Here is a 24,226-nt window from a genome sequence, read left to right on the forward strand (position 1 = left end):
CCTTCGTGCGGCTCTCACGCGGGCCGGTGACCGCGACCGTGCCGCTGACCACGGTGGTGTCGAACCCGCGTGAGAACATCTACCTGCGGCCCAACGACGTGCTGACGCTGGTGCGCGACCCGCAGACCTTCATCGCGGTGGGCGCGCTGGGCAACAGCACCGAGCTGCCGTTCCAGGCCGACGGCATCACGCTGGCGCAGGCGCTGGCCAAGGCGCGCGGCCTGTCGGACTTCGCCGCCGACCCGGCCGGGACGTTCATCTTCCGGTTCGAGCCGGCCAGCGTCGTGCGCCGGCTCAGCCCCGGCTCGAAGCTGCTCGGCACGCCTCTGGTGCCGGTGGTCTACCGGATCGACATGCGCGACCCCAACAGCCTGTTCGTGTCCCAGGCGTTCCGGATGCGCAACCGCGACCTGATCTACGTGTCGAACGCCCCCTTCACCGAGGTCCAGAAGGTCCTCACCGCCTTCAACGGCGTCACCGGACCGGTCGCCTCCGCCGCGACGGCCTACGCCTACGCCAAGTAGGGACCAGGTCGTCGACAGGACCGCCGCGGAAAAAAATCGCGTTTCGCCGCGTCCTCGCGTATGGGCACTGGGTGCGGGGCGGGATCGAGGCTACGGAGCCGCATCCGCCGTCGCGCCGACGTGTCGCGCAAGGATGCCCAGAAGAGCCCGATGAAGATCGGACGTTTCGTCCCCGCCCACGGGCCGCTCCGGCCCGCGCTGATCGCCCTGAGCCTGTGTCTCGCGCTCCTGCCGGCCACCCAAGCGGTGGCCGACGTGGTGGTCGGCGTCGCGGTTCCGCGGTCTGGTCCCTACGTGGCGGTCGGCGAGCAGGTTCTGCGCGGTGTCGAGGCCGCCGCCCGGGACGCCAACGCCATGGGCGGCCTCGACGGCCAGCCCGTCACCCTCGACGTGCAGGACGATGCCTGCGACTCGAACACCGCCATGGCGGTGGCCAACCACTTCGTCCGGTCGAACGTCCGTCTCGTCGTCGGCCATGTCTGCTCCAACGCCTCCATCGCGGCCTCCGACATCTACGCCCAGAACGGGGTGGTGATGATCACCGCGGCCTCGGTGGCGGCCCGGCTCACCGACCGGGGGCTGCCGAACATCTTCCGGGTCTGCGGCCGCGACGACGACCAGGCGCGCCTGTCCGCCGCCGTGCTGGCCGAGCGGTTCCGCGACCGGAAGATCGCGCTGATCCAGGACCAGACGCCGGCGGCGCGCAGCCTCGCCGCCGCCACCAAGGACAACCTCAACCGCATTGGCGTGAACGAGGCGCTGTTCCTGTCGTTCTCGCCGAGCGACGCCGACGACGCCGCCCTGGTCGACCGCCTCAAGGGCGCGGGGATCGAGGTCGTCTACTACGGCGGCGACGCCGCCGAGATGGGCCGCCTCGTGAAGATCGCGGCGGACCGGGGCTTCCGGCCGCAATGGTTCGGTACCTCGGCCATCGCCACGCCGGACTTCGCCAAGATCGCCGGATCGGCCAGCAACGGCGTGCTGATGACCTTCTACCTCGACCCGAGCCGGCAGCCCGCCGCCGCGGCCGTCGTGAAGGCCTTCAAGGCCGAGGGCGTCGATCCCACGGGCTCGACGATCTACGGGTACGCGGCCATGCAGGCGCTGGTGGCGGCCGGCAACTTCGCCCACTCCACCGAGCCGAGGCCGATCGCGCAGGCCCTGCACACCGAGCGCTTCGATCTCGTGCTCGGCACCGTCGGCTTCGATGCCAAGGGCGACGTCACCGCCCAGGGCTACGTGCTCTACGTGTGGAAGGACGGGAGCTTCACGCCGGCCGGCAAGTGAGGGGCGGACCCCGCACAGGCAACCCACAAGGTCTCTGCGGCCTCGACCTCCGCGCCGCGCCCGAGGCCGCGCAGCAGCTCTGCCAGATGCGGGCGGACCCGCAATTGCAGGGCGTGCAGCCGCCGCACCGCCGCGCTGAGTTCCCCGTCCCGCCCGAGCATCGCGTCGGCGTAGCCGATCATGCGCGCGTTCGGCCAAGCCGGCTCGCGCAGGGCGTGGAGCCGCTCCACCAGGGCGGCGGCGGACGCGTCCGGCTCGGCCTGCGCGAACAGGGTCAGCAGCGCCGCCGTGGAGCGCGACAGGCCGTAATGGCAGTGGACCAGGAGATGGCCGGCCCCGTCGAGCGCCCGCCCGAAATCCAGGATCGCCGCGACGTGCTCCGGCTCGGGCGGGACGAGACCGTCGCCCGGGCCGAGGCAGTCGTGGAACCGGAGGGTCGTGCGGGCGTGGGCGCCGTAGGCGGTGAAGGCCGCGGGCTCCGGCGTGCCGGGATCGAGCAGCGACAGGACGTGGCTCACGCCGCGCGCGCCGTGGCCGGCCAGTTCCTCCAGGCCGCAGACGGTGTGCAGGGTGACGGCGGGCTCGGTTCGCATCCCGGGCGCCTAGCACGGGCACGGTCCGGTTTCGAGGCGCCACGGAACTGCCCGGGCCGCCCGCGGCTTTCGAGAACCGGCACGCACGTGCTACCTGCGACCCCCGATCCGGCCCGGACGGGTCGGACCTGCTCGGACGAGACGCCGTTGGACGAACCTCACCTCGCGCGATCCCCCGCGGCCGGGACGCGGCGCCGCAGCGTGCTGACCGCCGGCCTCGGCGCCGCCGCGGCCCTGACCGGGCCGCTCGCCGCGCCGGCCCGGGCCGAGTCCGCCCCGGAGCTGCGCTGGCGCCTGTCCTCCGCCTACCCGAAGACCCTCGACATCCTGTACGGCGCCCCCGAGGCGCTCAGCCGGATCGTCGCGGAGGCCACCGACGGGCGCTTCCAGATCCAGGTCCAGGGCCCCGGCGAGCCGGTCCCGGCCGAGGGCCTGCTCGACGCCGTGGCCGCCGGCACCGTCGAGATGGGACACGGTCCTGCGACCCTCGGCATGGCCAAGGATCCGACCTTCGCGCTGGCCACCGCGGTGCCCTTCGGCCTCAACGCCCGGGGCGCCGCCGCGTGGTGGCAGGCGGGCGGCGCCGCCGAACTCTTCGCCGAGGTCTTCGCCAAGGCCGGGCTGGTCTGCCTGCCGGGCGGCAACACCGGCGCCCAGATGGGCGGCTGGTTCCGTCGCGAGATCAAGACCCTCGCGGACCTGCAGGGCCTGAAGTTCCGGATCGGCGGCATGGGCGGCCAGGTGCTCGCCAAGTTCGGCGTCCAGCCGCAGGCGGTGCCGGGCCCGGAGATCTACGCGGCCCTGGAGAGCAAGAAGCTCGACGCCGCCGAGTGGATCGGGCCCTACGACGACGAGCGGCTCGGCCTGCAGAAGGTCGCGCCGATCTACCATTATCCCGGCTTCTGGGAGGGCGGCGCCCTGCTGCACTTCTGGTTCAACGCCGAGAAGTGGAAGGCGCTGCCGAAATCCTACCAGGGGATCCTTCGGGCCGCGGCGGCCGAGGTCGGCGCCGACGTCCAGGCCAAGTACGACGCCCGCAACCCGCAGGCCCTGCGCCGGCTGGTGGCCGGGGGCGCGCAGCTGCGGCCGTTCCCCCAGGACGTCATGGAGGCCGCCCTCAAGAACGCCAATGACGTCTACGCCGAGATCGCCACCAAGAACGCCGATTTCCGCCGCGTCTACGAGGCGATGCGGACCTTCCGCAACGAGGAGTACCTCTGGTTCCAGGTGGCAGAGTACACCTACGACAACTTCATGATCCGCGCCCGGGCGCGGGGCTGAGGCGCGCGCCGCCGCGGGAGGCCGGCGCGGCGCCCCGGGGGCGCTTCAAAGATGGGGACGTCGGGGCCGCGCCCGATTGCCACGCGATCGGGAACGGCTCTAGCGTCCGGCACGGCATCCGCGAGGGGAGGGCTGCATGTTCGGGACGCTGCGGGTCGGATTGGCTCTGCTCGGGGCGGCGCTGCCCCTCCAGGCCTTTGCACAGTCGGCCGCCAACCTGTCGGCCCTGCGCGGGCTGGTCCCGGTGGCCCGGCTGCAGTTGACCCCCGACGGCAAGGCGGCGCTCGACGCGAACCTGCGGGTCACCGGCGACATCCAGAGCGGCGCGCTGAAGCAGCCGACGCTCCTGCCGTTCCCCGAGCAGCAGCAGCTCGCCCTGCAGGACTGCTTCATCACCGACGGCAACGCCGCCAACCTCGCCGACGGCCTCGGCACCACGCTCGCCCGCGCCTACCACGCCAAGGCGACCTACAGCGACTACAAGACCTTCACCAGCATCGCGCCGGCGGTCGCCAACCTGATCGGCTACACCAACAACGTGACCAAGTCGGATTCGAATTCCGGCAAGTACTTCTTCGCCAACGCCACGACCAACGGCAAGCATCCGGTCTCGGACGAGGCCGCCGCGATCCTGTCGAACGGTGCCGTCACCGACGTCTTCGGCAAGGCCTACGACCGGCCGGCCGGGAGCCCCGGCGCCGACCGCTACGGCAATTCGCGGCCGTTCCAGACCCTGCCACGCCTCCTCTCGTATCGCGGCAAGGACTATTTCGGTGACGCGTCCGACAGCCTCGACTGGCTGCGCGGCCCCTCACAGGACCTCGTGAACAGCCCGTCCTACCCGAGCGGGCACACCACCTACGGCTACACCGAGTCCATGGTGCTCGCGCTCCTCGTGCCCGAGCGCTACCAGCAGATGGTCGCCCGCGCCGCCGAGTACGGCAACGACCGGATCATCGTCGGGGCGCACTACGCCATGGACGTGCTGGGCGGCCGGGCGACCTCGCTGCACGCCCTCGCGCACCTGCTCGCCAACGATCCGGCCTATGTCGGCCAGATCCGGAAGAACCCGGCCGTCCTCGACAAGGCGTCCGCCGAGGCCGACAGGACGGTCGGCGTGACGGATTACCGGGCGCTCCTGACGGAGGCCCGCGCGGCGATGACCGAGGCGCTGAAGGCCGGCTGCGGCGACGCGGTGTCGGCCTGCGCGGCGAAGGATACCGGCCGGTTCAAGGACGCGGCCGCCAACGCCGCCTTCTACGCGGCGACCCAGACCTACGGCCTGCCCGTGGTGCATCCGGACACCGCCGGCCGGCGGGAGGACGTGGGCAAGGTCGCGCCGGAGGCCGGCCACCTGCTGACCGCGGCCTTCCCGGCGCTGACGCTCGACGAGGCCAACGCGATCCTCACCGAGACGCAGGGGCCGGGCGGCGGTTTCCTCGACGACGGCTCGGAATTCGGCGTCTACGCGCGCCTCGACCTCTACACGGCGGGCGGCAAGGCCGCCGCGCTGGCGGCGAGCCGGGCGGGGTCCAGCGCGACGCGCTGACACGCCGTGGCCGAGGGCCTGTCGGATCGCCGGCGGCGCGGATCTCCCAGAGAGGCAGGGCCGCCGGAGAGGAGTCCGTCGCGCCCCGGGCGCTCAGCTTGCGCGGGAAGCGCGCTGCCCCTCACCGCGCTCGTGGAAGGGCCGGACCGGGGCCCGCGCCTGCTCCGGACAGAAAAAAGGCCACTCCCGAAGGAGCGGCCCGAAGTCTAGGGAGGAAACGCCCAAGAAGGGCTGCGGAAGGGCGACGCCATCGCCTTCCCGCGCTGCACAATCTGCGCTCCTCGACGGAAAATTCAAGAGCATCAGGACAGCAGGGCTGTCCTTTCGTGCGCTCGCGCACGCGTCGCTTCCCGCCTGTGTTGAAAATGTCGCAGGCCATCGAGCGCGATCGAAACCTGCATTGTCGCGGGCGGGACCGATCGATCGCCGTGCAAGTCCCTGATGAGGCGGGGTTTTGGCGGCTGGAGCCGGAGTTCGGCCCGTCGCCTCGACTGCGGCTTTTCATCCGTCCGGTCCGGACGGACGAAAATCCCGCCCGCTCTACCTTCTCCGGCCAAGGTTCCGGCGCGGCGCGCCAAGCAAGGAGCAGGTGAGCATGGCGATCCAGGGCGAACGGATCCGGATCCTCAACGATGTCGAGCCGCGCGAAGACGGCGCCTACGTCCTGTATCTCCTGCAGCAGGCCAACCGGGCGACGTTCAATCCGGCCCTTGAACTCGCCATCGAGGAGGGAAACCGCCTCGATCTGCCGGTCGTCGCCTGCTTCGGCCTGCTGGACGGCGCGAGCGGCTTTCCCGAGGCCAATGCCCGGCATTACGCCTTCCTGCTCCAGGGTCTCGCGGACGCGAAGGCAGGCCTGGAGAAGCGCGGGATCGGCTTCGTCATGCGCAAGTGCTCGCCCGCCGAGATCGCCATCGCCCTCGCCGAAGACGCCGCGCTCCTCGTGCTCGACCGCGGCTACCTCGCGATCCAGAAGGGCTGGTACCGGGAGATCGCCAAGTCGGTGAAGACGCGGATCGTCCAGGTCGAGGGCGACGTCGTCGTGCCGGTCGAGACGGCCTCGCCGAAGCACGAGTACGCCGCCCGGACGCTGAGGCCGAAGCTGAACCGGCTGTGGGACCCGTTCCTCGCGGCGCTGAAACCCCGCCGGGTGAAGCGCGCGGCCGATCGCCTGACGCTGAAGAGCGCGATCGACGTCTCCGATCCGGAGGCCGTGCTGGCCGGCATGACCCTCGACCGGGAGGTCGGCCCGGTGAAGCGCTTCACCGGCGGCGAGACGCAGGCCCGCAAGCGCCTGAAGGCGTTCCTGCAGGACGGGTTCTCGGGCTACGGCGCGGGGCGCAACATGCCGGAGGCGGCCGCCGCCTCGCACATGAGCCCCTACCTGCATTTCGGGCAGATCTCGCCGGTGGAGATCGCCCTGGCGGTGCGGGAGGCCAAGGTCGGCGATGCCGACGACCGCGGCGCCTACCTGGAGGAGCTGATCGTCCGGCGCGAGCTCGCCATGAACCACGTCTTCTACACGGAGGGCTACGACGCCTACGGCAGGGCCGTTCCGGACTGGGCGCGCAAGACCCTGGCCGAGCACGCGAAGGACGAGCGCCCCTACGCCTACTCGGAGGCGCAGCTCGCCGCCGGCGAGACCCACGACCGCTACTGGAACGCCGCGATGCGCGAGATGCGCGAGACCGGCTACATGCACAACCAGCTGCGGATGTACTGGGGCAAGAAGATCCTCGAATGGTCCCCGTCGCCCGAGGAGGGCTTCGCGCGGACGCTCCGCCTGAACAACCGCTACTTCCTCGACGGACGCGATCCGAACTCCTTCACCAACGTCGCCTGGGTGTACGGCCTGCACGACCGGCCCTGGCAGAGGCGCGAGATCTTCGGCACGGTCCGCTATCAGAGCGAGAACTCGCTCAAGAAGTTCGACGCCAAGGCGTATGTGCGGGCGGTGGAGAAGCTCTGCGCCGCCGAGGGCTGAGGCGGGACGGCCGCGCGGCCGCTGGGGCGCTTCGGTATCCTCGCAATCGTCGCACGATGACCGGACCGGGCGGCAGCGTATTGCGACGCTTGTCTTCGCGAAGGCTCAGTCGTCTCGCGCGCACAGGTTCGTGAAGAAACGCTTCCCTGGCCTCGGATGTTTCGAGCCCACTTCCGGCCCGTCGCGGACGGCCGGACATGATCCGGCGACAACTCGGTCGGACCGGGGCCGGATCATCGCGCTGCTCGAAACTGAACGGAGGACGACGATGCGGATGAAGCTGGCAGGCGCAGCACTCCTCGCGCTCGGAACCTTGGCCGCCACGGCCGGTACGGCGGAGGCTGCCCAGGGCTGCGGCCCGGGCTTCCACCGGGGCTGGTCAGGCTGGTGCAAGCCGAACTGGCGCCCCTACGCGTACCGCCCGGTCTACTACGCCCGGCCGGTGGCCTACGGCTGGGGCCGTCCCTGGGGCTGGCACCATCGGTGGGGCTGGCGCCACGCGGGCTGGCATCGCCCCTGGGGCTGGCACCATCACGGCGGCTGGCATCGGGCCGCCTGGCACCACAGGTGGTGATCGGTTGAGCGGCGGGGCCGGCACGCCGGTGCCGGCCCCCGTCTAGCCCGCGGAGGGGCCTTTCCTTGACCATTGCGCTATAGCGTCCGCTCTCACTGCGCGGACGAGGTGCTCTTTCATGGTCGAGAAGCGGGACGAGGTGCGGGACACGACGGATGCTCCGCCCCCGCAACGGTCGCGCTACCGCCGCTCGATCATGCGCCTGCGGTCGGCCTCGATGGAGGCCTATCCGCTCTGGCGCGGGCGGCTGCTCTTCCTCGTGGGCGGCATCGGCGTGGGCCTCGCCGCCGTGCTGATGGCCAAGGGCGCCGACCTCGCGCAGGACGGGTTCCGGCGGCTCACCGCGCCGTCGCCGCTGATCGCCCTGGTGCTGACGCCCGCGGGCTTCGCCCTCGCGGCGCTGCTCGCCCTCACGGTCTTCCCGAACTCGCAGGGCTCGGGCATCCCGCAGGTGATCGCCGCCCGCCACGCCCGGGATACCGGCTTCCGCTACTCCCTGATCTCGCCGCGCGTGGCCTTCGGCAAGGTGCTGGTCCTGTTCCTGGGCCTGTTCTGCGGCGCCTCCGCGGGCCGCGAGGGGCCGACCGTGCAGGTCGGCGCCGCGATCATGGCCGCCTTCGGCCGCCTGACCCCGGAGCGCCTGCCCGGGCTGCTCCTCGCGGGTGGCGCGGCCGGCGTCGCGGCGGCCTTCAACACGCCCCTCGCCGGCATCGTGTTCGGCATCGAGGAACTGGGACGCGCCTACGAGGCGCGCTCCTCCGGCCTGATCGTGGCCGGGATCGTGGCCGCGGGCCTGACCTCGCTCGGGCTCCTCGGCAACTATACCTATTTCGGGACGACCGACGCCGCCCTGCCGCTGGCGGCCAGCTGGATCGTGCCGCTGATCGCCGTGGTCGGCGGCCTCGCCGGCGGCCTGTTCAGCCGCCTCGTCATCCTGTTCGCCCGCGGCCTGCCGGGCGCGGCCGGACGGTTGATCCGGAAGCGGCCCGTGATCTTCGCGGCGGCCTGCGGGCTGTGCGTCGCTCTGTGCGGCCTCGCATCCGGGGGCGCCGCCTACGGGACCGGCTACGAGGAGGCCAAGGCCATCCTCCACGGCGACGCGACGGCCGGCTGGACCTACGCGCCCCTGAAATTCGCCGCCACCGTGCTCAGCTCGATCAGCGGTATCCCGGGCGGCCTGTTCGCGCCGTCCCTGGCGGTCGGGGCCGGCCTCGGCGGCACGGTCCACGGATTCCTGCCGGGCATGCCCGTCGGCGCCGTCGTGCTGATCGGGATGGTGGCCTACCTGACGGGCGTGCTGCAGGCGCCGATCACCAGCTTCGTCATCGTCACCGAGATGACCCAGAACCACGCGATGGTGATCCCGTTGATGGTCGCGGCGCTCCTGGCCGACGCGGCCTCGAAGGCGATCTGCCGCGGCGGCCTCTACCACACTCTGGCGGAGATCATGCTGGAACGGGCCGACGTGCCGGCGCAGCCCGTGGCGAAGACCGGCTGACCGCGTCCCCGACCGAGCGGCCGGACGCGGGTAAGAATAAAAGCGGACCGTTCCGGAATCCGCGGAACGGTCTCGCTTGGCGTCGGTTGAGGCAGCAGCATCAGGCCCCGCGCCGGGGCGCAGCCGGAGTGACGCCATGACCCTTCTGAAATGGGCCCTCATCTGCTTCGTGATCTCGCTGATCGCCGGCGGTCTCGGCTTCACCGGCATCGCCTCCGGCGCCGGCTCGCTGGCCCGCATCCTGTTCGGCCTGTTCCTGCTCATCGCCATCGTGATCGTGGTCATCGCCTTCGCGGTCGGCCAGGCGGTGTTCTGAGGCCGGCGCGGTGCGCGGCGCGGTCTGCCTCGTCACCGGGGCGACCGGCGGCATCGGCTACGAGACGGCCCTCGGTCTCGCGCGCCTCGGCGCGCGGGTCGCCATGGTCGGCCGGGACAGCGGGAAGCTGCAGGCCTGCGCCGACAGGATCCGCGCCGCGGTACCTGGCGCCGCCGTGGAGCCGCACCGCGCGGACCTGTCCGCGCAGGCCGAGATCCGCCGGCTCGCCGGGACCCTGCGGGCGGCCTATCCGCGCCTCGACGTGCTGGTGAACAATGCCGGCGCGATCTTCGACCGGCGCACGCTGACCGTCGACGGGATCGAGCGGACCTGGGCGCTCGACCATCTGGGCTACGTGCTCCTGACCCTCGAACTCCTCGACACGCTGAAGGACGCGGCGGCGGCGGGCGGGAAGCCGCGGATCGTCAACGTCGCATCGGCGGCCCATTACCGGGGGCACATCGACTTCGACGACGTCGAGGGCGCCCGGCGCTACCGGGCGATGGGCGCGTATGCCCAGGCCAAGCTCGCCAACGTGCTGTTCACCTACGCGCTCGCCCGGCGCCTGCGCGACAGCGGCATCACGGCGAACGCCGTCCATCCGGGGGTGGTGAATACCGGCTTCGCCAAGAACACCGGCGGCCTGCTCGGCGCGGCCTGGGCGCTGATGCGGCCGTTGCTGATCACGCCCGAGAAGGGCGCGCGGACCTCCCTCCACGTGGCCAGCGACCCGGGCCTGGACGGGGTCACGGGCCGATACTTCTCCCACGGTCGGCCGAAGGTCTCCTCGGCCGAGAGCCGCGACGAGGCCGTCCAGGAGCGGCTCTGGGCGCTGAGCCTCCGGCAGGTGGGCCGGAGCGACTGAAGATCGGAGCGTTCGGTGGCGGCGGTCTCAGGGCGGCGGCGGGTCGAGAAGCACCCAGAGTCGCGCGATCCTGCCGTCCACGATCTCGGCAACGTCCGTCCCGGTGACCGCGACCGGGCCGCCCTCCGGACCGGCTTCCCAGCGCAGCGATCCCACGCCGTGGTGTCCAGCGGCCGTGCCGACGGGCACGAAGCGGAAGGTCGGCCCGAACCGGTCCAGGAGCGCCCCGGCGACCGCAGCGATCGCGGCCCGCCCGCGCACGACGTTGTCCGGCTCGAACAGGGTCGGCTCGGCCACGTAGAGCTCGGCCAGGGCGGCCGCCCGCGCGCCGGCGTCCCGCGCGTTGAAGATCCGCGCGAGATTGGCGCGCAGCAGCCGGTCGTAGTCGGGCTCTGCCGCCGGCGCGGCCTCCGTGCCATCGGACATCGCGCGTCTCCTTCGAAGGGGGTTGTCGGGCGTGCCGCGCGGCGGCCGGCGGCTCATATCAGGCGGCCGCCGCCGTCGATGTGCAGGGTCTCGCCGTTCATGAAGCCGTTGCTCATCAGGAAGACGACGGCGGCACCGGCCTCCTCGGCGGTGCCGAGGCGTCTCTGCGGCAGCCTCTCGGTCAGCCCGGCCACGTAGGCGTCGCGGTGGGCGCCGAGTGTGCGGGCCAGGAGCGGGGTGTCGGTGGTGCCGGGCGAGAGCGCGTTCACCCGCACCGGTGCCAGTTCGAGCGCGAGGCCGCGGGCGAAGGCCTCCATCGCGGCCGACGCCGCCGCCAGCACGGCGGTCCCCTGCGCGCTCGGGCGGTCCGCCAGGGCGCCGGAGATGAGGGTGACCGAGCCGTCCCCGGCGAGCCGGCCGCCGAGGGCGCGCAGGGCATGAATGGCGGCCCAGATTCGCTCGTCGAAGGCCCGCGCGAGGTGCTCGACCTCGGCCTCGAGGACCCTGCCGGCCACGAAGGTCCCGGCCAGCAGCGCGAGGTGGTCGACGCGGGGGATGTCGGCCAGAGCGGTCGCGATCGTCTCGGGCCGCGTCACGTCGGCGGCGCGCCAGCCGGCGAAGCCGTTCTCCGCCGCGGCGCCCTCGGCGCCCGCCGCGTGGCGGCCGACGACGACGACCTCCGCGCCCGCCGCCCTGGCCTGGCGGGCGGCCGCGAGGCCTATGCCCGAGGTGCCGCCGAAGACCACGACGGTGCGATCCTGAAGGGTGCTGCTCATGGCGGGAAACCTGGCCGGTCGTCGCCAGCGCGGCGCCGATGGACGGGAGATTGGGCCAGCGACCCCTCCTTGATAATCGGTCCGCTCTTCGCTTCAGTCGTGCCGTCATGGAACAGATCGGCCTCGACCGGCTCACGGGCATCGTCGCCTTCGCCCGCTCCGCCTCCCTCGGCAGCTACTCGGCGGCCGCCCGCTCCCTCGGCATCTCGCCCTCGGCGGTGAGCAAGAGCGTGCAGCGGCTGGAGGCGCGGCTCGGCGTGAGCCTCTTCACCCGGACCACCCGCTCGCTGACCCTGACGCCGGAGGGGCGCGACCTGCAGGAGCGCGCGCTGCGGCTCCTCCGCGAGGCCGAGGCGATCGAGCAGGCGGCGGTCGCGGCACGCTCCGAGCCCGCCGGCACCCTGAAGGTGGCGGCGTCGATCCCGGTCGGCGTCCACCTGCTCGCGCCGGCCCTGCCGCGCTTCCGCGCGCGCCACCCGAAGCTGTCGGTCGACCTGCGCCTGAGCGACCGCTTCGTGGACCTGATCGAGGAGGGCATCGACGTCGCGATCCGGGTCGGCGACCTCGCGGATTCCCGGCTGGTCTCGCGCCGCCTCGCGCCGCACCGGGTCTGCGCCTTCGCGGCCCCGGCCTATCTGGCGCGGCGCGGCACGCCGCGGCATCCGGACGATCTGGTCCACCACGACTGCGTGAACTTCCGCTTCCAGAGCACGGGGCAGGCCCTGCGCTGGCCGTTCCACGTGGGCGGCCGCAGGGTCGAGATCACGCCGGATACCGGCATCGTCGCGGATTTCAGCGACGCGGTGACGGCGGTGCTGGTGGCCGGTGGCGGTATCGGCATCTCGCCGACCTACATCGCCGCACCGCATGTCGGGCGGGGTGCGCTCATCCCGATCCTGCAGGACTTCGCGGTCGAGCGCTCGGTCTTCACGGCGCTCTGGCCGGAGAGCCGGCGCGGCAGCCCGAACGTGCGGGCGTTCCTCGCTTTCCTCGACGAGGTCTTCCCGTCGCCTGTCCCCTGGGACGGCGTGCTCGCGCCGGCCCCGACGCCCGGTGCGGCCGCCTGACAGAGATCCGTGCGCGCCGGCGAGGCGGCACCCCTCAGGCCGCCGCCCGGACCGTGTGGTCGCCCTGCTGCTGGATCTCGATGAAGACCCGGGTCACGTCGGGGCTGCGCGCCTTCAGCGCCCGGTCGAGGCGCGTGACGAGGCTCTCGACCTCGCCGGCGCTGAGATCGTCGGTCATGTCGATGCTGAGATTGACCAGGATGTCGGACGGGCCGAGGTGCTGGGTCAGCACCTCGTTGACGTGGACCACGCCCGGCTCGCCGCGGACCAGCTCCGCGATCGCCGCTACGACCTCGGGATCGGCCGCCTCGCCGATCAGCAGACCGTGCGTCTCGACCATCAGGAACGCCGCCATGCCGATCAGCACGAGGCCGATGCCGACCGACGCCCAGCCGTCGAGGCTCGGCATCTCCAGGAGGTGGGACAGGGCCACGCCGGCGAGCGCGATCAGCAGGCCGATCAGGGCGGCGGTGTCCTCCGCGAGCACCGTGAACAGGGTCGGGTCCTTGCTGCGCCGGATCGCCCGCACGGCCGAGTGCTTGCCCTTCTCGGCCCAGAACTGGCGCATCGCAACGAAGAACGACGTGCCCTCCGCCGCGATGGCGAAGCCCAGGATCGCGACGTTCACCCAGAGGCCGGGCAGGCGGTAGCCGAACAGCTCGGCATCGACGTCCGGCTCGGGATGGCGGACCCGCTCGATCCCCTCGTAGACGGCGAACAGTCCGCCGCCGAGGAAGATCATCAGCGCGACCACGAAGGCGTAGAAGTAGATCTCGCGCCCGTAGCCGAACGGGTGGCGGGCGTCGGCCGGGCGCTCGGCCCGCTTCATGCCGACGAGGAGCAGCACCTGGTTCGCCGTGTCGACCACCGAGTGTACGCCCTCGGCGAGCATGGCGGTCGAGCCGGTCAGCGCCCCGCCCACGAACTTCGCCGCCGCGATGGCGAGGTTGGCGCCCGCCGCCGCGTAGATCGCTCCCGTGCTCTCGTGCGCCATCCGGAACTCCCTGCGCGGTCTGGGGGACACCGGGCTCTCGGACCCCGGCACGGCGCCGCCGCCGCGGCGATGCAAGCGTCGCGGCGCGCATGTTGTTCCCGTGTGGACGCGGGCCGGTGCCCCGTGCAACCTGCGGCCGCTCAAGGAGTCCCGGAGGCAGCATGGCCGACGCCCGCTACGATCCCGACAACATCTTCGCCAAGATCCTGCGGGGCGAGATCCCCTGCCACCGCGTCTACGAGGACGCCCACACCCTGGCCTTCATGGACGTGATGCCCCAGGGCGAGGGCCACACGCTGGTGATCCCGAAGGCGCCGGCCCGGGGCCTGCTCGACGCCGACCCGGACTCGCTCGGCGCCCTGATGGCGAGCGTCCAGAAGGTCGCCCGCGCCGTGAAGGCGGCGTTCCGGGCCGAGGGTCTGACCGTGTTCCAGTTCAACGAGCCGGCCGGCGGCCAGACCGTCTTCCACCTGCACGTCCACGTCATCCCACGGCGCGAGGGCGTGCCGCTGAAGCGCCACGAGGGCGGGATGGCCGATAACGGGGTCCTCGCCGAGCACGCCGCCCGCATCCGCGCGGCGCTCGAGGCTCAGGCCTGACGGTCAGGCCTTACGATCAGGCCGCGCTCGCCGAGTCGCTCGACTGGGCCATGCTGGCGAGCAGCCGGCGCAGGGCGGCGTTCTCAGTCTCGAGCTCGCTGATGCGCTTCAGCAGCAGGGTCACGGAGGCGTCCGTCGCGGCCGGATCGGGCGAAGCGGGCGCGGTGCCGGCCCGGGCCGGCGCCTCGAAGGTCACGCCGATTCCGTCCTCCCGGCGCCAGCGCAGGGTGGCCCGGTAGGTCCGGTCCTTCTGCGGGATGTAGAGATCGAACGCGTCCGGAAGCGTGGTGGCCTCGCTCATCACGAGGCGCGCGCCCGTGGGGGACATGTCGCGCACCAGGCAGTCGAGGCTCGACGACCCGTTGTTGAAGACGATGCGGCCCTTGAGGAAGACCCTCTGGCGCGCCTCTCTGCGATGCTCCGACATGCGGGCGGCTCCGGACAGCTGACGGTTCCGCGAAACCTGCACGCGAGCCCTTAAGGAATCTTGGTCGCGATCGCCGAGTCGAGGCCCGCTATAGGGCTCGATACCGGTAACGTGCTGCCGCCAAGGCTCCGGAAGAGCGAGTCCGCGCCCCGGGCCGGTCCGATTAACGCGCGACGACTTCGGTTCGTCGTTCCGTGGCCGGAGCGGCGACCCGGCAGCGCCGCGCCGATCGTCCCGACGCCGGCCTGCTCGCCGTGACGGACGGGGCCCGCTCAGGCGATGAAGCGCCGGTCCACGGTCTGGAACAGGTAGAAGCCGTTGAAGCGCACCGCGGTGTCGGCGGCCCGCCCGTCGAAGTCGAGGGGCTGCCGGCCGCCGTCGCCCAGCTTGCCGCCGAAGGTCCAGCGACCCGCGCCGATGAAGGGCGGGACCGTGCTGGCCTCCGGCACCGCGCAGCAGAGGCCCTCCTCGCCTTTGAGCTGGAACAGGTTGTAGCTTCGCATCCGAAGTCCTCCGCCTGGCCGCCCTCGAAGCCAATTTTCCCAATACAAGATTTCGCATTGCGAAGAATCGGCTTGACCGTGCTCATAATGGCACAATCGGTCGAGTTTGTGACGGTCAAGTTTCAGGGACGTTTCGGTTCAACTCGTCGATCCAGATCCGCGCCGACCCGTCGGAGGGCGCGCGCCAGTCCCCCCGGGGCGACAGCGAGCCCCCCGCCGAGACCTTCGGCCCGTTCGGGAGCGCCGAGCGCTTGAACTGGCTGAAGCCGAAGTAGCGGCTCAGGAAGACGCCGAGCCAGCGGCGGATCTCCGGGAGATCGTAGGCGACCCGCTTGCTCTCCGGGAAGTCCGGCGCCCAGGTGCCGCGCTCCCTGTCGCCCCAGGCGTGGAGCGCCAGGAAGGCGATCTTCGAGGGCCGGAACCCGTAGCGGAGCGTGTAGAACAGGTTGAAGTCCTGCAGCGCGTAGGGGCCGATCGTGCCCTCCGTGCTCTGCGGGCTGTCGTCCTGATCCACCGGCACCAGCTCGGGGGAGATCTCGGTGTCGAGGACAGCCTGGAGGGTGCGGGCCTCGTCCGGGCCGACCTCGCCGTTGCCGATCACCCAGCGGATCAGGTGCTGGATCAGCGTCTTGGGCACGCCGGCATTGACCGCGTAGTGGCTCATCTGGTCGCCGACGCCGTAGGTGCACCAGCCGAGCGCCAGCTCGGAGAGGTCGCCGGTGCCGACCACGATGCCGCCGGCGTGGTTCGCCAGCCGGAACAGGTAGTCGGTGCGCAGGCCCGCCTGCACGTTCTCGAAGGTCACGTCGTAGACCGCCTCGCCCTTGGCGAAGGGGTGGTCCATGTCGGCGAGCATCTGCTTGGCGGCCGGGCGGATGTCGATCTCGGCGGCCGAGCAGCCCAGCGCCTTCATGAGCGCGTGGGCGTTGGTCTTGGTGGCGTTCGAGGTGGCGAACCCCGGCAGCGTGTAGGCCAGGATGTCCGAGCGCGGGTATCCCAGGCGGTCGAACGCCTTGGCGATCACGATCAGCGCGTGGGTCGAATCGAGGCCGCCCGAGACGCCGATGACGGCCTTGCGGGTGCCGGTGGCCTCCAGGCGCTTGGCGAGGCCGGCGACCTGGATGTTGTAGGCCTCGTAGCAATCCTGCGCGAGGCGCGACGGGTCGGCCGGCACGAACGGGAACCGCTCGATCCGCCGGATCAGGCCGAGATCGGCCTCGGGCGGGTTGAGCCGGAACGGCACCCGGCGATAGGGCAGGGCGCGGCCGCGCGCGTCGTCGTCGAAGCTGCCCGCCTGCAGGCGCTCCTGGGCGATCAGGTCGAGGTCGATGTCGGCCAGCGTCGTCACCGGCTTCTCGGGGAAGCGCTCGCCCTCGGCGAGGCGCACGCCGAGCTCGTCGACGCTGGTCTGGCCGTCCCAGGACAGGTCGGTGGTCGATTCGCCCTGGCCGGCCGCCGCGTAGACGTACGCGCAGGCACCCCGCATCGAGGCCGCCCGGGACAGGAGCGCTCGCGACTCGGCACGGCCCACCGTGATCGGGCTGCCCGAGAGGTTCGCCAGCACGGTGGCGCCGGCGAGCGCGGCGCGCATGCCGGGGGGCTCGGGCACCCACAGGTCCTCGCAGATCTCCACCCCGACCACGAGGCCCGGCAGGTCCTCGGCCGGGAACAGTAGGTCGGTGCCGAACGGCGCGTCCTGACCGGCGACCCGGACGGTCTCGCCGACGATCCCGGCGCCGGAGGCGAAGTGGCGCTTCTCGTAGAACTCCCGGTAGTTCGGCAGGAAGGTCTTCGGGACGACGCCGAGCAGGCGGCCGCCCTGGATGGCGAGCGCGCAATTGTAGACGCGGTGCCGCCAGCGCAGGGGCGCGCCGACGATCAGCAGCGGCCGGAGACGGGCCGAGTCGGCGATCACGCGGGCGGCCGCGACCTCGACCGCGTCGAGCAGGGTCTGCTGGAGCAGCAGGTCCTCGATCGCGTAGGCCGAGAGGCCGAGCTCGGTGAAGACCGCCAGCACCGCGCCCGAATCGTGGCAGGTCCGGGCGAGGTCGAGGACGACGTCGGCGTTGCGCTCGGGCTCGGCCGGATGGCTCCGGCCGGTGCAGGCCGCGACCCGGGCGAAGCCGTGGCGGTAGAGGGAGCGGAAGCGGGCCGACGATTCGGAGGTGGCTGGAGACACGGGCACCTGTCCGGGTGAGGGGTGGCTGCGGGTTACTATAGCGGACGCGGGCGGGGGGCGGCGCGGAGCCTGTTCGCGCCCTGGCCTGTTCCCGACGTCATCGCGAGAGACTGCGCTGCGGCGGATCGGGACGGGGCCCAGATCGCGATTTCCGGTCCATCGGGCGTCGTTACCTCGAGATTCCGCGTTCGAATCGGTCGCCGGTGGCCGTGACGGCCCGGCCGCGGCGATGCGGGGCCCTGCCGGAGCGCCGGGCCGATCGTCCCGCATGGTTTCCGCACCGCGGCCGACGGCAAGCCTCCATTAACGACGAATGGCCTAACTCAGGAACAGCCGCCGCGCGTCGGCGGATCCCTGTTTCGAGTATCGTCTGAGAACCCATGCGCGCATCGGGACGGCCTCCGTACTCCCACCGTGACCCCGCCCGCCCTGTCCGCGGCGGCGACCGCTCGGGCCTCTCCCTGGGAGCCCTGGCGCACCGGCTAATGGCGCTCCGCGCGAGCCTCACCCGCCGCCTCTCCGGCTCTCCCGCGGGCCTGCCCGCCCGCCCGTCCTACGGCGCGCCCGGGCGCCGGGCCGAGCCGAGCTGGCTCACCCCGCCGGGCGCGATGGTCGGCCGCGAGGGCTCCGAGCGCGCCCCGCGCGCCGCGGCGCCCGAGCCACACTGGCCGGCCCAGGTCTTCGACGACCGGGCGAGCCTCGACGCCCTGGACGCCCCGATCTTCGAGAGCCGGATCGACCGCAGTGCCTCCTCGCCGGGCGTGCTGGTGCGCCAGCCGCGCCGCCCCGCCGCCATCGCCCCCGACTACGCGCCGGCCGCGGCTCCGCTCGCGGGCCATGCCGCTGGCCATGTGACCGGCCACGTGACCGACCACGTCGCGACGCCGGCCGCCGCGCCGGCGCCGGCCGCGCCCTCGGCGGTCCGCTACACCCGCACTCCCGATTCGGTTCTGCAGGAGCGCCGCCAGCGCGCCCTCGAGGCCGAGCGCGTCGCCCTGGAGCGCGCCCGTGCCGAGGCGCAGGCCGCTGCCCTCGCCCTGGAGACCGAGCGGGCCGTCCGCGAAGAGGCCGAGCAGGAGCGGGTCGAGCGCGCGCGGATCGCGGCCGAGGCGGCCGAGCGCGCCGCAGCCGTGCCGGCCCTGCCCGAAGCCGCCGCGCCGGACGCGGAGCCGGTGCCGCTGTGGCGCCAGCCCTTCGTCGCGCCGCCGGGCGTCCGCTTCTTCCGCACGCCGGACCGCCGCCCGGTCCGGCCCGCGGTCGAGCTGGCCGCCTCCACGGCGGCGATCGCCCCGGTCGCGGCCGCGTTGGTCGCCGCCGCCCCGGTCGAGACGGTCACCGAGGCCCCGGCCCGCGACTGGTCGGACCTGCCGGACTGGTCCGAGGTCCAGCCCTGGTTCGACGGCGGCGACTGGTCGTCCGTCGATGCCTGGTCGGCCCTGGAGGCGCAGCCCGCCGAGGTCGCGCCGACCCCGGCCGCCGTCTCGGCGCCGGCGGCGTCCGACGAGCGCTTCGTCTCCATGCCCCTCGACATCTCGCACCTGCGGTCGCTGCCGCCGCGGCCGGTCTACGTGCTCGACCGGCTCGTCCGGTTCGACCAGCCGCCGCGTCCCGCCGACGGGCAGGATAATGGGACGGAGACCGGCCAGCGGATGGACGAGGCCGCCTCGATCCGGAGCGCCTTCCTGCCGCCCGTCGCGCCGCCGGCCGCGTCCGGCCTGTCGCTGGTCTTCGGCCCCGGCAGCGCCGCGGCCGAGCCTCCGGCCGCCCCCGCGTCCGAGGCGCCCCGCCGCGCGCCGGCTCTCAGCGCCATGGCGGCCCGGGCGGCGATCCGCGCGGCCGGCCAGCCGACCGCCGTCCCGCCGGCACCCCCGGCCGTGCCCGAAGCCGGTCCCGCCCCGGTCGTTGCCGCCCCGGTCGTTGCCGCGCCGGTCGCCGCGCGCGCCGAGGCGGAGCGCGTTGTGATCCCGATGACGCCGCGCCCGGTCCTGCTCCGCGGCAAGCTGGCGCCGCAGCCGGAGCCGGTCGAGGCGGAGATCGAGGCGGAGATCGAGGCGGAGATCGGGGTCGAGGCCGAGCCGGTCGCCGCTGCCGTCGAGACGATCGAGAACGCGGCCCTGCCGGCCCCCGCGCCGGCGTCGGTCCCCCTGGTGGCGCCGCGGGCACACCTGATCCCGGCCGGCCGCCACCTCGAGATCGCGCCGATCGAGAACGCCGATTACGAGCTGCCGTCCCTCGAACTGCTCGCCCTGCCGGCGCCGGGCGGCAGCGAGGAGGTCGACGCCGACGTGCTGGAGCAGAACGCCCTCAACCTGCAGCAGACGGTCCAGGATTTCGGCGTGCGCGGCGACATCCTGGCGGTGCGGCCGGGCCCGGTCGTCACCCTCTACGAGCTCGAGCCCGCGCCCGGCACCAAGTCCAGCCGCGTGATCGGCCTGTCGGACGACATCGCCCGGTCGATGTCGGCGGTCTCGGCCCGCGTCGCGGTCGTCCCCGGCCGGAACGTCATCGGCATCGAGCTGCCGAACGAGACCCGCGAGACCGTGTACCTGCGCGAGCTGCTCTCGTCGGCCGACTTCGCCGAGAGCAAGCACAAGCTGGCGCTGTGCCTGGGCAAGAACATCGGCGGCGAGCCGATCATCGCCGACCTCGCGCGCATGCCGCACCTCTTGGTCGCCGGCACCACCGGCTCGGGCAAGTCGGTGGCGATCAACACCATGATCCTGTCGCTGCTCTACCGGCTGAAGCCCGAGGAGTGCCGCCTGATCATGGTCGACCCGAAGATGCTGGAGCTGTCGGTCTACGACGGCATCCCGCACCTGCTCTCCCCGGTCGTCATCGACCCCAAGAAGGCGGTCATCGCCCTCAAGTGGGCCGTGCGCGAGATGGAAGAGCGCTACAAGAAGATGGCCAAGATCGCCGTCCGGAACATCGACGGCTACAACGCCCGCATCAACGAGGCCCCCGACCGCGGCGAGACCATCACCCGCACCGTCCAGACCGGCTTCGACCGCCACACCGGCGAGGCGGTGTTCGAAGAGGAGGCAATGGATCTGACGCCGCTGCCGTACATCGTGATCGTGGTCGACGAGATGGCCGACCTGATGATGGTGGCCGGCAAGGACATCGAGGGAGCGATCCAGCGTCTGGCGCAGATGGCGCGCGCGGCCGGCATTCACCTGATCATGGCGACGCAGCGCCCGTCGGTGGACGTGATCACCGGGACGATCAAGGCGAACTTCCCGACCCGGATCAGCTTCCAGGTGACGAGCAAGATCGACAGCCGCACGATCCTGGGCGAGATGGGCGCCGAGCAGCTTCTGGGCCAGGGCGACATGCTGTTCATGGCCGGGGGCGGGCGCACGACGCGGGTGCACGGGCCGTTCTGCTCGGACAGCGAGGTCGAGAGCGTGGTCGCCCACCTCAAGCGCCAGGGCCGCCCCAGCTACCTCGACGCCGTCACCGCCGACGATTCGCCCGAGGAGCCCGCCAAGGAGGGCGGCCGATCCGGCCGGGGCAAGGCGGCCGCGGCCGACAAGGCCGAGCGGTCCGACGAGCCCGAGGAGGAGGCCCCCGTCTTCGACATCGGCGCCTTCGCGGCGGCGAGCGGCGGCGACTCCGACGACCTCTACAAGCAGGCGATCGAGGTGGTGCTGCGCGACCAGAAGGCGTCGACGAGCTACATCCAGCGCCGCCTGCAGATCGGCTACAACCGCGCCGCCTCCATCATGGAGCGGATGGAGATCGAGGGCATCGTCGGCCCGGCCAACCACGCCGGCAAGCGCGAGATCCTGGTCGCCGGGGCGACGCACAGCTCGGCCGGGATGTACGACGACGAGTGAGACGCTGTCCGGGCCGCCTCGCCACGGGGCGGCCCGGACGTCGCATCTTCGCCACAGGGCGAGGTTCTAAAAGGGGGCTGCGAAGCCCGCCCCGTCTCTGCGAGCGGAGCGAAGCAACCCAGAGTAGCGCGACCTCCGGTATCGTGGCGCACCTGGATTGCCTCGCTCCGCTCGCGAAGACGAGGGGACGGCAAGGCGTCCGCAGCGGCCCGCCCACCTCTGTTTCGCCGCCGGAGCTTGCCCGCGGCTCCTCAGGAGACTCTGCCGATGATCGGCCGCCGCACCCGCACAGCCGGCTCCGTGATCGCCGCCGGGCTGTGGCTCGCGACCGCCAACCCGGCCCACGCGCAGGTCGGCGCCTTCATCGACAGCCTGTTCGGCCACAAGGAGGAGCCCGCCCCACAGCCGGAGGCCGCCCCGGCGGCCCCCGCGCCGGCCAAGAAGGCCGCGCCCAAGGCCAAGGAGGCGAGCAAGGAGACGAAGCCCGGCACGGCCAAGTCCGGCAAGGGCGGCGACAAGGCCGCTGACAAAACCGACCACAAGGCATCCGAGCCGAAGGTCGCGGCGGTGGGCGCGCCGACGGCGATCGTCACCGCCGACTCGGCCGATCCCGCCGCGCTGCTGGCGCAGGCCAACGCCTACTTCAACGGCATCAACACCCTGACGGGCAATTTCGTGCAGATCGGCGCCGACGGCCGCCGGATCGGCGGCAAGCTGACGCTCGTCAAGCCCGGCCGCCTGCGCTTCGACTACGACCAGCCCTCGCCGCTGGAGGTGGTCGCCGACGGGACCTCGGTGGCGGTGCGCGACCGCAAGCTGAACACCCAGGACCTCTACTTCATCGCCCAGACGCCGCTGAAATTCCTCCTGCGCGAGAAGATCGACCTCGCCCGCGACCTCACCGTCACCGACGTGGCGAGCGATCCGGGCAGCGTCCGCATCAGCCTGGAGGACCGCGCCACCCTCGGCGGCACCTCGAAGATCCAGCTGTTCTTCGACGCCGAGATGAAGACCCTGTCGCAGTGGCGGATCACCGACCCGCAGGGCTACGTCACCACGGTGACGCTCTCGAACCTGCAGAAGGGCAAGAGCGTCGACGGCAGCCTGTTCTTCATCAATTATGGACGGTCCGAGGACAAGGCGATGCAGCAGCAGATCCAGCAATCGCAGAAGTGACGGGGTCGCCCCGTCAGGGGGCGCCGATCCCGGCCGCGTCGCCGGGCCGCCACCGGTTCAACTCCCGATCGATCGCGCCCTCCGTCCCGTGCAGGAACTCCGCGGTCGACAGGCCGGGGGCCAGGGCCGCGAGGTAGCTCACCACCACCGTGCCGGACCGGGTCGCCGCGCCCCCGGGCCAGAACAGGCCGGAATTGAGCGCCACCGGCACCACCGGCAGGCCGAGACGGCCGTAGAGCAACTCGACGCCGCGCTTGAAGCGCAGCGGCTCGCCGATCGCGCCGCGGGTGCCCTCGGGGAAGATCAGGACCGACCGCCCCGCCGCGACCGCCTCCCGACCGCCGTCGATCATGGTGCGCAGGGCCTGGGTGCCCTTGGCCCGGTCGATGACGATCATCGGCGAGCGTCGGAGGAACCAGCCGACCACCGGGATCGCCAGCAGCTCCCGCTTCGCGACGATCGCCACGTCCGGCACCAGGACCAGGAAGGCCAGCGTCTCCCAGGTCGACTGGTGGTTGGCGACGATCAGGCAGGGCTCGTCCGGCAGGTGCTGGCGGCCCTCCTCGACGTAGCGCAGCCCCACGATGCGCCTGAGCCCGCCCAGGATCCCGCGCGCCCAGAGCCGCGTCGCCCTGCGGATCGGCCGCTGGGGCGATCCGGACAGGAGGAAGATCGCCAGCGGCGCGAGGAACAGGGTCGTCCAGGCGGCCCAGTAGACGGCGAACAGGAGCGAGCGGGCGTGCGCCATGGCGGGCCTCGACGAGGGGCCCGGGACAGGGCAGGGCCCGGACATAGCGCCTGCCGGCCGGGCGCGCACGGCCTTTCGCCGGGCGGGCGGTGAGCGGACTGTCGCGGGCCGCGAAATCGGCTATCGGAGCGCAACGCCGTCAGAACCCCAGCGCCGCCCGTGCAATTCACCGTCACCACTTGGAACATCAACTCGGTGCGCCTGCGCATCGACCTCGTGCTGCGGTTCCTCGCCGAGCACAGACCGGACGTGCTCTGCCTCCAGGAGACCAAGTGCCCGGATGACGCCTTCCCGCTGAAGGCCCTGCGCGGTTCGGGCTACGAGCACGTGATGTTCGCCGGCCAGAAGGGCTACAACGGCGTCGCGATCCTCTCCCGCTTCCCCCTGCACACCCGCGCCGTGATGGGCTTCTGCGAGCGTCAGGACGCCCGCCACATCTCGGCGGTGCTGGGGCCGGAGGCCGGGGCGGCCTCGGGGATCGTGCTGCACGATTTCTACGTCCCGGCCGGCGGCGACGTGCCGGACCGCGACCTGAATCCGAAATTCGCCCACAAGCTCGACTTCCTGTCCGAACTGCGCGCCTGGGGCGGCAGGCGCGTCTCCGGGCCGGCGATCCTCGTGGGCGACCTCAACGTCGCGCCCCTGGAGCACGACGTCTGGTCGCACAAGCAGCTCCTCGACGTGGTCAGCCACACGCCGGTGGAGACCGAGGCGCTGGAGGTGCTGCGCGGGGAGGCGGGCTGGATCGACGCGGCGCGCCACCTCACCCCGGAGCCGGAGAAGATCTACACGTGGTGGAGCTACCGCTCCCCCGACTGGTCGGCCGCCAACAAGGGGCGGCGCCTGGACCACGCCTGGGTGTCGCCGGACCTCGCCGGCACCGTCCGCAAGGTCGAGGTGCTGCGCGAGGCCAGGGCCTGGGAGCGCCCCTCGGACCACGCCCCGGTGACCCTCACGCTGGAGCTGTGACCGGGCGCGGAACTGCGGCGCGGTCCGAGCATTGCCCGCTCACGAACCCGTG

At 72.3% G+C, this 24,226-nt stretch carries 21 protein-coding genes and 1 pseudogene; 14 read left to right on the forward strand and 8 right to left on the reverse strand.

All coding sequences use genetic code 11. The annotated features are described in order from the left end of the window. Together BM419_RS07925 and BM419_RS07930 are read left to right on the forward strand one after the other, a co-directional pair. Window positions 1–524: pseudogene (locus BM419_RS07925) on the forward strand (sugar transporter); the annotation flags it as partial. Between the two features lie 150 nt (window positions 525–674). After that, window positions 675–1,811, forward strand: coding sequence for a branched-chain amino acid ABC transporter substrate-binding protein (locus tag BM419_RS07930; protein ID WP_026604861.1), 1,137 nt, complete (start codon window positions 675–677; stop codon window positions 1,809–1,811). On the opposite strand, the gene BM419_RS07935 is transcribed toward BM419_RS07930, so the two are convergent. Further along, a complete protein-coding gene (locus BM419_RS07935; RefSeq protein ID WP_244540722.1) occupies window positions 1,769–2,404 on the reverse strand; it encodes a tyrosine phosphatase family protein in 636 nt (211 codons plus the stop codon). The two genes, BM419_RS07930 and BM419_RS07935, sit on opposite strands and share 43 nt — an antisense overlap. A 147-nt stretch (window positions 2,405–2,551) precedes the next feature. Between BM419_RS07935 and BM419_RS07940 the strand changes: the two genes are divergently transcribed. The 7 genes from BM419_RS07940 (at window position 2,552) to BM419_RS07970 (ending at window position 10,471) form a co-directional block, all read left to right on the forward strand. Next, window positions 2,552–3,685 carry a TRAP transporter substrate-binding protein gene (locus tag BM419_RS07940; protein ID WP_091926061.1) on the forward strand — a complete coding sequence of 378 codons (1,134 nt, stop codon included), beginning with the start codon at window positions 2,552–2,554 and terminating at the stop codon, window positions 3,683–3,685. A 136-nt stretch (window positions 3,686–3,821) separates the two neighbouring features. After that, entirely contained in the window at window positions 3,822–5,234 is a 1,413-nt protein-coding gene (locus BM419_RS07945) for a phosphatase PAP2 family protein (RefSeq protein WP_091926063.1), read from the forward strand. A gap of 595 nt (window positions 5,235–5,829) precedes the next feature. After that, window positions 5,830–7,218, forward strand: coding sequence for a deoxyribodipyrimidine photo-lyase (locus BM419_RS07950; protein ID WP_091926065.1), 1,389 nt, complete (start codon window positions 5,830–5,832; stop codon window positions 7,216–7,218). A gap of 274 nt (window positions 7,219–7,492) precedes the next feature. Further along, window positions 7,493–7,792 (forward strand): GCG_CRPN prefix-to-repeats domain-containing protein, encoded by a 300-nt coding sequence (locus BM419_RS07955; protein WP_091679795.1) that lies wholly within the window; start codon window positions 7,493–7,495, stop codon window positions 7,790–7,792. Window positions 7,793–7,910: 118 nt separating this feature from the next. After that, complete coding sequence (locus BM419_RS07960) at window positions 7,911–9,290, forward strand: chloride channel protein (RefSeq protein ID WP_091926067.1); 1,380 nt, start codon at window positions 7,911–7,913, stop codon at window positions 9,288–9,290. A gap of 136 nt (window positions 9,291–9,426) precedes the next feature. After that, entirely contained in the window at window positions 9,427–9,606 is a 180-nt protein-coding gene (locus BM419_RS07965) for a DUF1328 domain-containing protein (protein WP_010685332.1), read from the forward strand. Between the two features lie 10 nt (window positions 9,607–9,616). Then, the gene (locus BM419_RS07970; protein WP_091679749.1) at window positions 9,617–10,471 is read left to right on the forward strand and encodes an SDR family oxidoreductase; all 855 of its coding nucleotides are present in this window, start codon (window positions 9,617–9,619) and stop codon (window positions 10,469–10,471) included. 27 nt (window positions 10,472–10,498) lie between these two features. On the opposite strand, the gene BM419_RS07975 is transcribed toward BM419_RS07970, so the two are convergent. Then, window positions 10,499–10,897, reverse strand: coding sequence for a nuclear transport factor 2 family protein (locus tag BM419_RS07975; protein WP_091679746.1), 399 nt, complete (start codon window positions 10,895–10,897; stop codon window positions 10,499–10,501). Window positions 10,898–10,950: 53 nt separating this feature from the next. Beyond that, window positions 10,951–11,673, reverse strand: coding sequence for an SDR family oxidoreductase (locus tag BM419_RS07980; RefSeq protein WP_091926069.1), 723 nt, complete (start codon window positions 11,671–11,673; stop codon window positions 10,951–10,953). 107 nt (window positions 11,674–11,780) lie between these two features. On the opposite strand from BM419_RS07980, the gene BM419_RS07985 reads away from it, so the two are divergent. Beyond that, window positions 11,781–12,740 (forward strand): LysR family transcriptional regulator, encoded by a 960-nt coding sequence (locus BM419_RS07985; RefSeq protein ID WP_056525717.1) that lies wholly within the window; start codon window positions 11,781–11,783, stop codon window positions 12,738–12,740. Window positions 12,741–12,774: 34 nt separating this feature from the next. On the opposite strand, the gene BM419_RS07990 is transcribed toward BM419_RS07985, so the two are convergent. After that, a complete protein-coding gene (locus BM419_RS07990) occupies window positions 12,775–13,734 on the reverse strand; it encodes a cation diffusion facilitator family transporter (protein WP_091926071.1) in 960 nt (319 codons plus the stop codon). Between the two features lie 161 nt (window positions 13,735–13,895). Between BM419_RS07990 and BM419_RS07995 the strand changes: the two genes are divergently transcribed. Continuing rightward, window positions 13,896–14,333: an HIT family protein gene (locus BM419_RS07995; RefSeq protein ID WP_091679740.1), complete on the forward strand. Its 438-nt coding sequence runs from the start codon at window positions 13,896–13,898 to the stop codon at window positions 14,331–14,333. A 16-nt stretch (window positions 14,334–14,349) separates the two neighbouring features. Here the strand turns inward: BM419_RS07995 and BM419_RS08000 are convergent, their stop codons facing one another. From BM419_RS08000 to BM419_RS08010, 3 genes are all read right to left on the reverse strand, one after another. Beyond that, the gene (locus BM419_RS08000; RefSeq protein ID WP_091926073.1) at window positions 14,350–14,760 is read right to left on the reverse strand and encodes a PilZ domain-containing protein; all 411 of its coding nucleotides are present in this window, start codon (window positions 14,758–14,760) and stop codon (window positions 14,350–14,352) included. Between the two features lie 272 nt (window positions 14,761–15,032). Then, window positions 15,033–15,263, reverse strand: a complete 231-nt coding sequence (locus BM419_RS08005; protein WP_020092738.1) for a hypothetical protein — start codon at window positions 15,261–15,263, stop codon at window positions 15,033–15,035. A gap of 115 nt (window positions 15,264–15,378) precedes the next feature. Continuing rightward, window positions 15,379–17,442 (reverse strand): NAD(+) synthase, encoded by a 2,064-nt coding sequence (locus BM419_RS08010; RefSeq protein ID WP_091926074.1) that lies wholly within the window; start codon window positions 17,440–17,442, stop codon window positions 15,379–15,381. 485 nt (window positions 17,443–17,927) lie between these two features. On the opposite strand from BM419_RS08010, the gene BM419_RS08015 reads away from it, so the two are divergent. Together BM419_RS08015 and BM419_RS08020 are read left to right on the forward strand one after the other, a co-directional pair. Next, window positions 17,928–21,281: a DNA translocase FtsK gene (locus tag BM419_RS08015; protein ID WP_091926076.1), complete on the forward strand. Its 3,354-nt coding sequence runs from the start codon at window positions 17,928–17,930 to the stop codon at window positions 21,279–21,281. 267 nt (window positions 21,282–21,548) lie between these two features. Beyond that, window positions 21,549–22,457 carry a LolA family protein gene (locus BM419_RS08020; protein ID WP_091926078.1) on the forward strand — a complete coding sequence of 303 codons (909 nt, stop codon included), beginning with the start codon at window positions 21,549–21,551 and terminating at the stop codon, window positions 22,455–22,457. Between the two features lie 13 nt (window positions 22,458–22,470). Here BM419_RS08020 and BM419_RS08025 read toward each other — a convergent pair whose 3' ends face one another. Further along, complete coding sequence (locus tag BM419_RS08025) at window positions 22,471–23,205, reverse strand: lysophospholipid acyltransferase family protein (RefSeq protein WP_091926079.1); 735 nt, start codon at window positions 23,203–23,205, stop codon at window positions 22,471–22,473. A 159-nt stretch (window positions 23,206–23,364) separates the two neighbouring features. Here BM419_RS08025 and xth point away from each other — a divergent pair, with 159 nt between their 5' ends. Continuing rightward, window positions 23,365–24,174, forward strand: a complete 810-nt coding sequence (gene xth, locus BM419_RS08030; protein ID WP_091679731.1) for an exodeoxyribonuclease III — start codon at window positions 23,365–23,367, stop codon at window positions 24,172–24,174. The last annotated feature ends 52 nt before the right edge of the window (window positions 24,175–24,226 follow it).

It is taken from the genome of Methylobacterium sp. yr668 (genome assembly GCF_900116245.1).
In the GTDB taxonomy this organism is placed as follows: domain Bacteria; phylum Pseudomonadota; class Alphaproteobacteria; order Rhizobiales; family Beijerinckiaceae; genus Methylobacterium.

What these genes read in the sequence shown, in the direction of transcription:
- BM419_RS07995 (WP_091679740.1), top strand. Translation starts at nt 13,896, where the DNA reads ATGGCCGACGCCCGCTACGATCCCGACAACATCTTCGCCAAGATCCTG.
- BM419_RS08000 (WP_091926073.1), bottom strand. Translation starts at nt 14,760, where the DNA reads ATGTCGGAGCATCGCAGAGAGGCGCGCCAGAGGGTCTTCCTCAAGGGC.
- BM419_RS07990 (WP_091926071.1), bottom strand. Translation starts at nt 13,734, where the DNA reads ATGGCGCACGAGAGCACGGGAGCGATCTACGCGGCGGCGGGCGCCAAC.
- BM419_RS07965 (WP_010685332.1), top strand. Translation starts at nt 9,427, where the DNA reads ATGACCCTTCTGAAATGGGCCCTCATCTGCTTCGTGATCTCGCTGATC.
- BM419_RS07935 (WP_244540722.1), bottom strand. Translation starts at nt 2,404, where the DNA reads ATGCGAACCGAGCCCGCCGTCACCCTGCACACCGTCTGCGGCCTGGAG.
- BM419_RS08020 (WP_091926078.1), top strand. Translation starts at nt 21,549, where the DNA reads ATGATCGGCCGCCGCACCCGCACAGCCGGCTCCGTGATCGCCGCCGGG.
- BM419_RS08015 (WP_091926076.1), top strand. Translation starts at nt 17,928, where the DNA reads ATGGCGCTCCGCGCGAGCCTCACCCGCCGCCTCTCCGGCTCTCCCGCG.
- BM419_RS08005 (WP_020092738.1), bottom strand. Translation starts at nt 15,263, where the DNA reads ATGCGAAGCTACAACCTGTTCCAGCTCAAAGGCGAGGAGGGCCTCTGC.
- BM419_RS07960 (WP_091926067.1), top strand. Translation starts at nt 7,911, where the DNA reads ATGGTCGAGAAGCGGGACGAGGTGCGGGACACGACGGATGCTCCGCCC.
- BM419_RS07950 (WP_091926065.1), top strand. Translation starts at nt 5,830, where the DNA reads ATGGCGATCCAGGGCGAACGGATCCGGATCCTCAACGATGTCGAGCCG.
- BM419_RS07945 (WP_091926063.1), top strand. Translation starts at nt 3,822, where the DNA reads ATGTTCGGGACGCTGCGGGTCGGATTGGCTCTGCTCGGGGCGGCGCTG.
- BM419_RS07985 (WP_056525717.1), top strand. Translation starts at nt 11,781, where the DNA reads ATGGAACAGATCGGCCTCGACCGGCTCACGGGCATCGTCGCCTTCGCC.
- BM419_RS07975 (WP_091679746.1), bottom strand. Translation starts at nt 10,897, where the DNA reads ATGTCCGATGGCACGGAGGCCGCGCCGGCGGCAGAGCCCGACTACGAC.
- BM419_RS08025 (WP_091926079.1), bottom strand. Translation starts at nt 23,205, where the DNA reads ATGGCGCACGCCCGCTCGCTCCTGTTCGCCGTCTACTGGGCCGCCTGG.
- BM419_RS07955 (WP_091679795.1), top strand. Translation starts at nt 7,493, where the DNA reads ATGAAGCTGGCAGGCGCAGCACTCCTCGCGCTCGGAACCTTGGCCGCC.
- BM419_RS07980 (WP_091926069.1), bottom strand. Translation starts at nt 11,673, where the DNA reads ATGAGCAGCACCCTTCAGGATCGCACCGTCGTGGTCTTCGGCGGCACC.
- BM419_RS07930 (WP_026604861.1), top strand. Translation starts at nt 675, where the DNA reads ATGAAGATCGGACGTTTCGTCCCCGCCCACGGGCCGCTCCGGCCCGCG.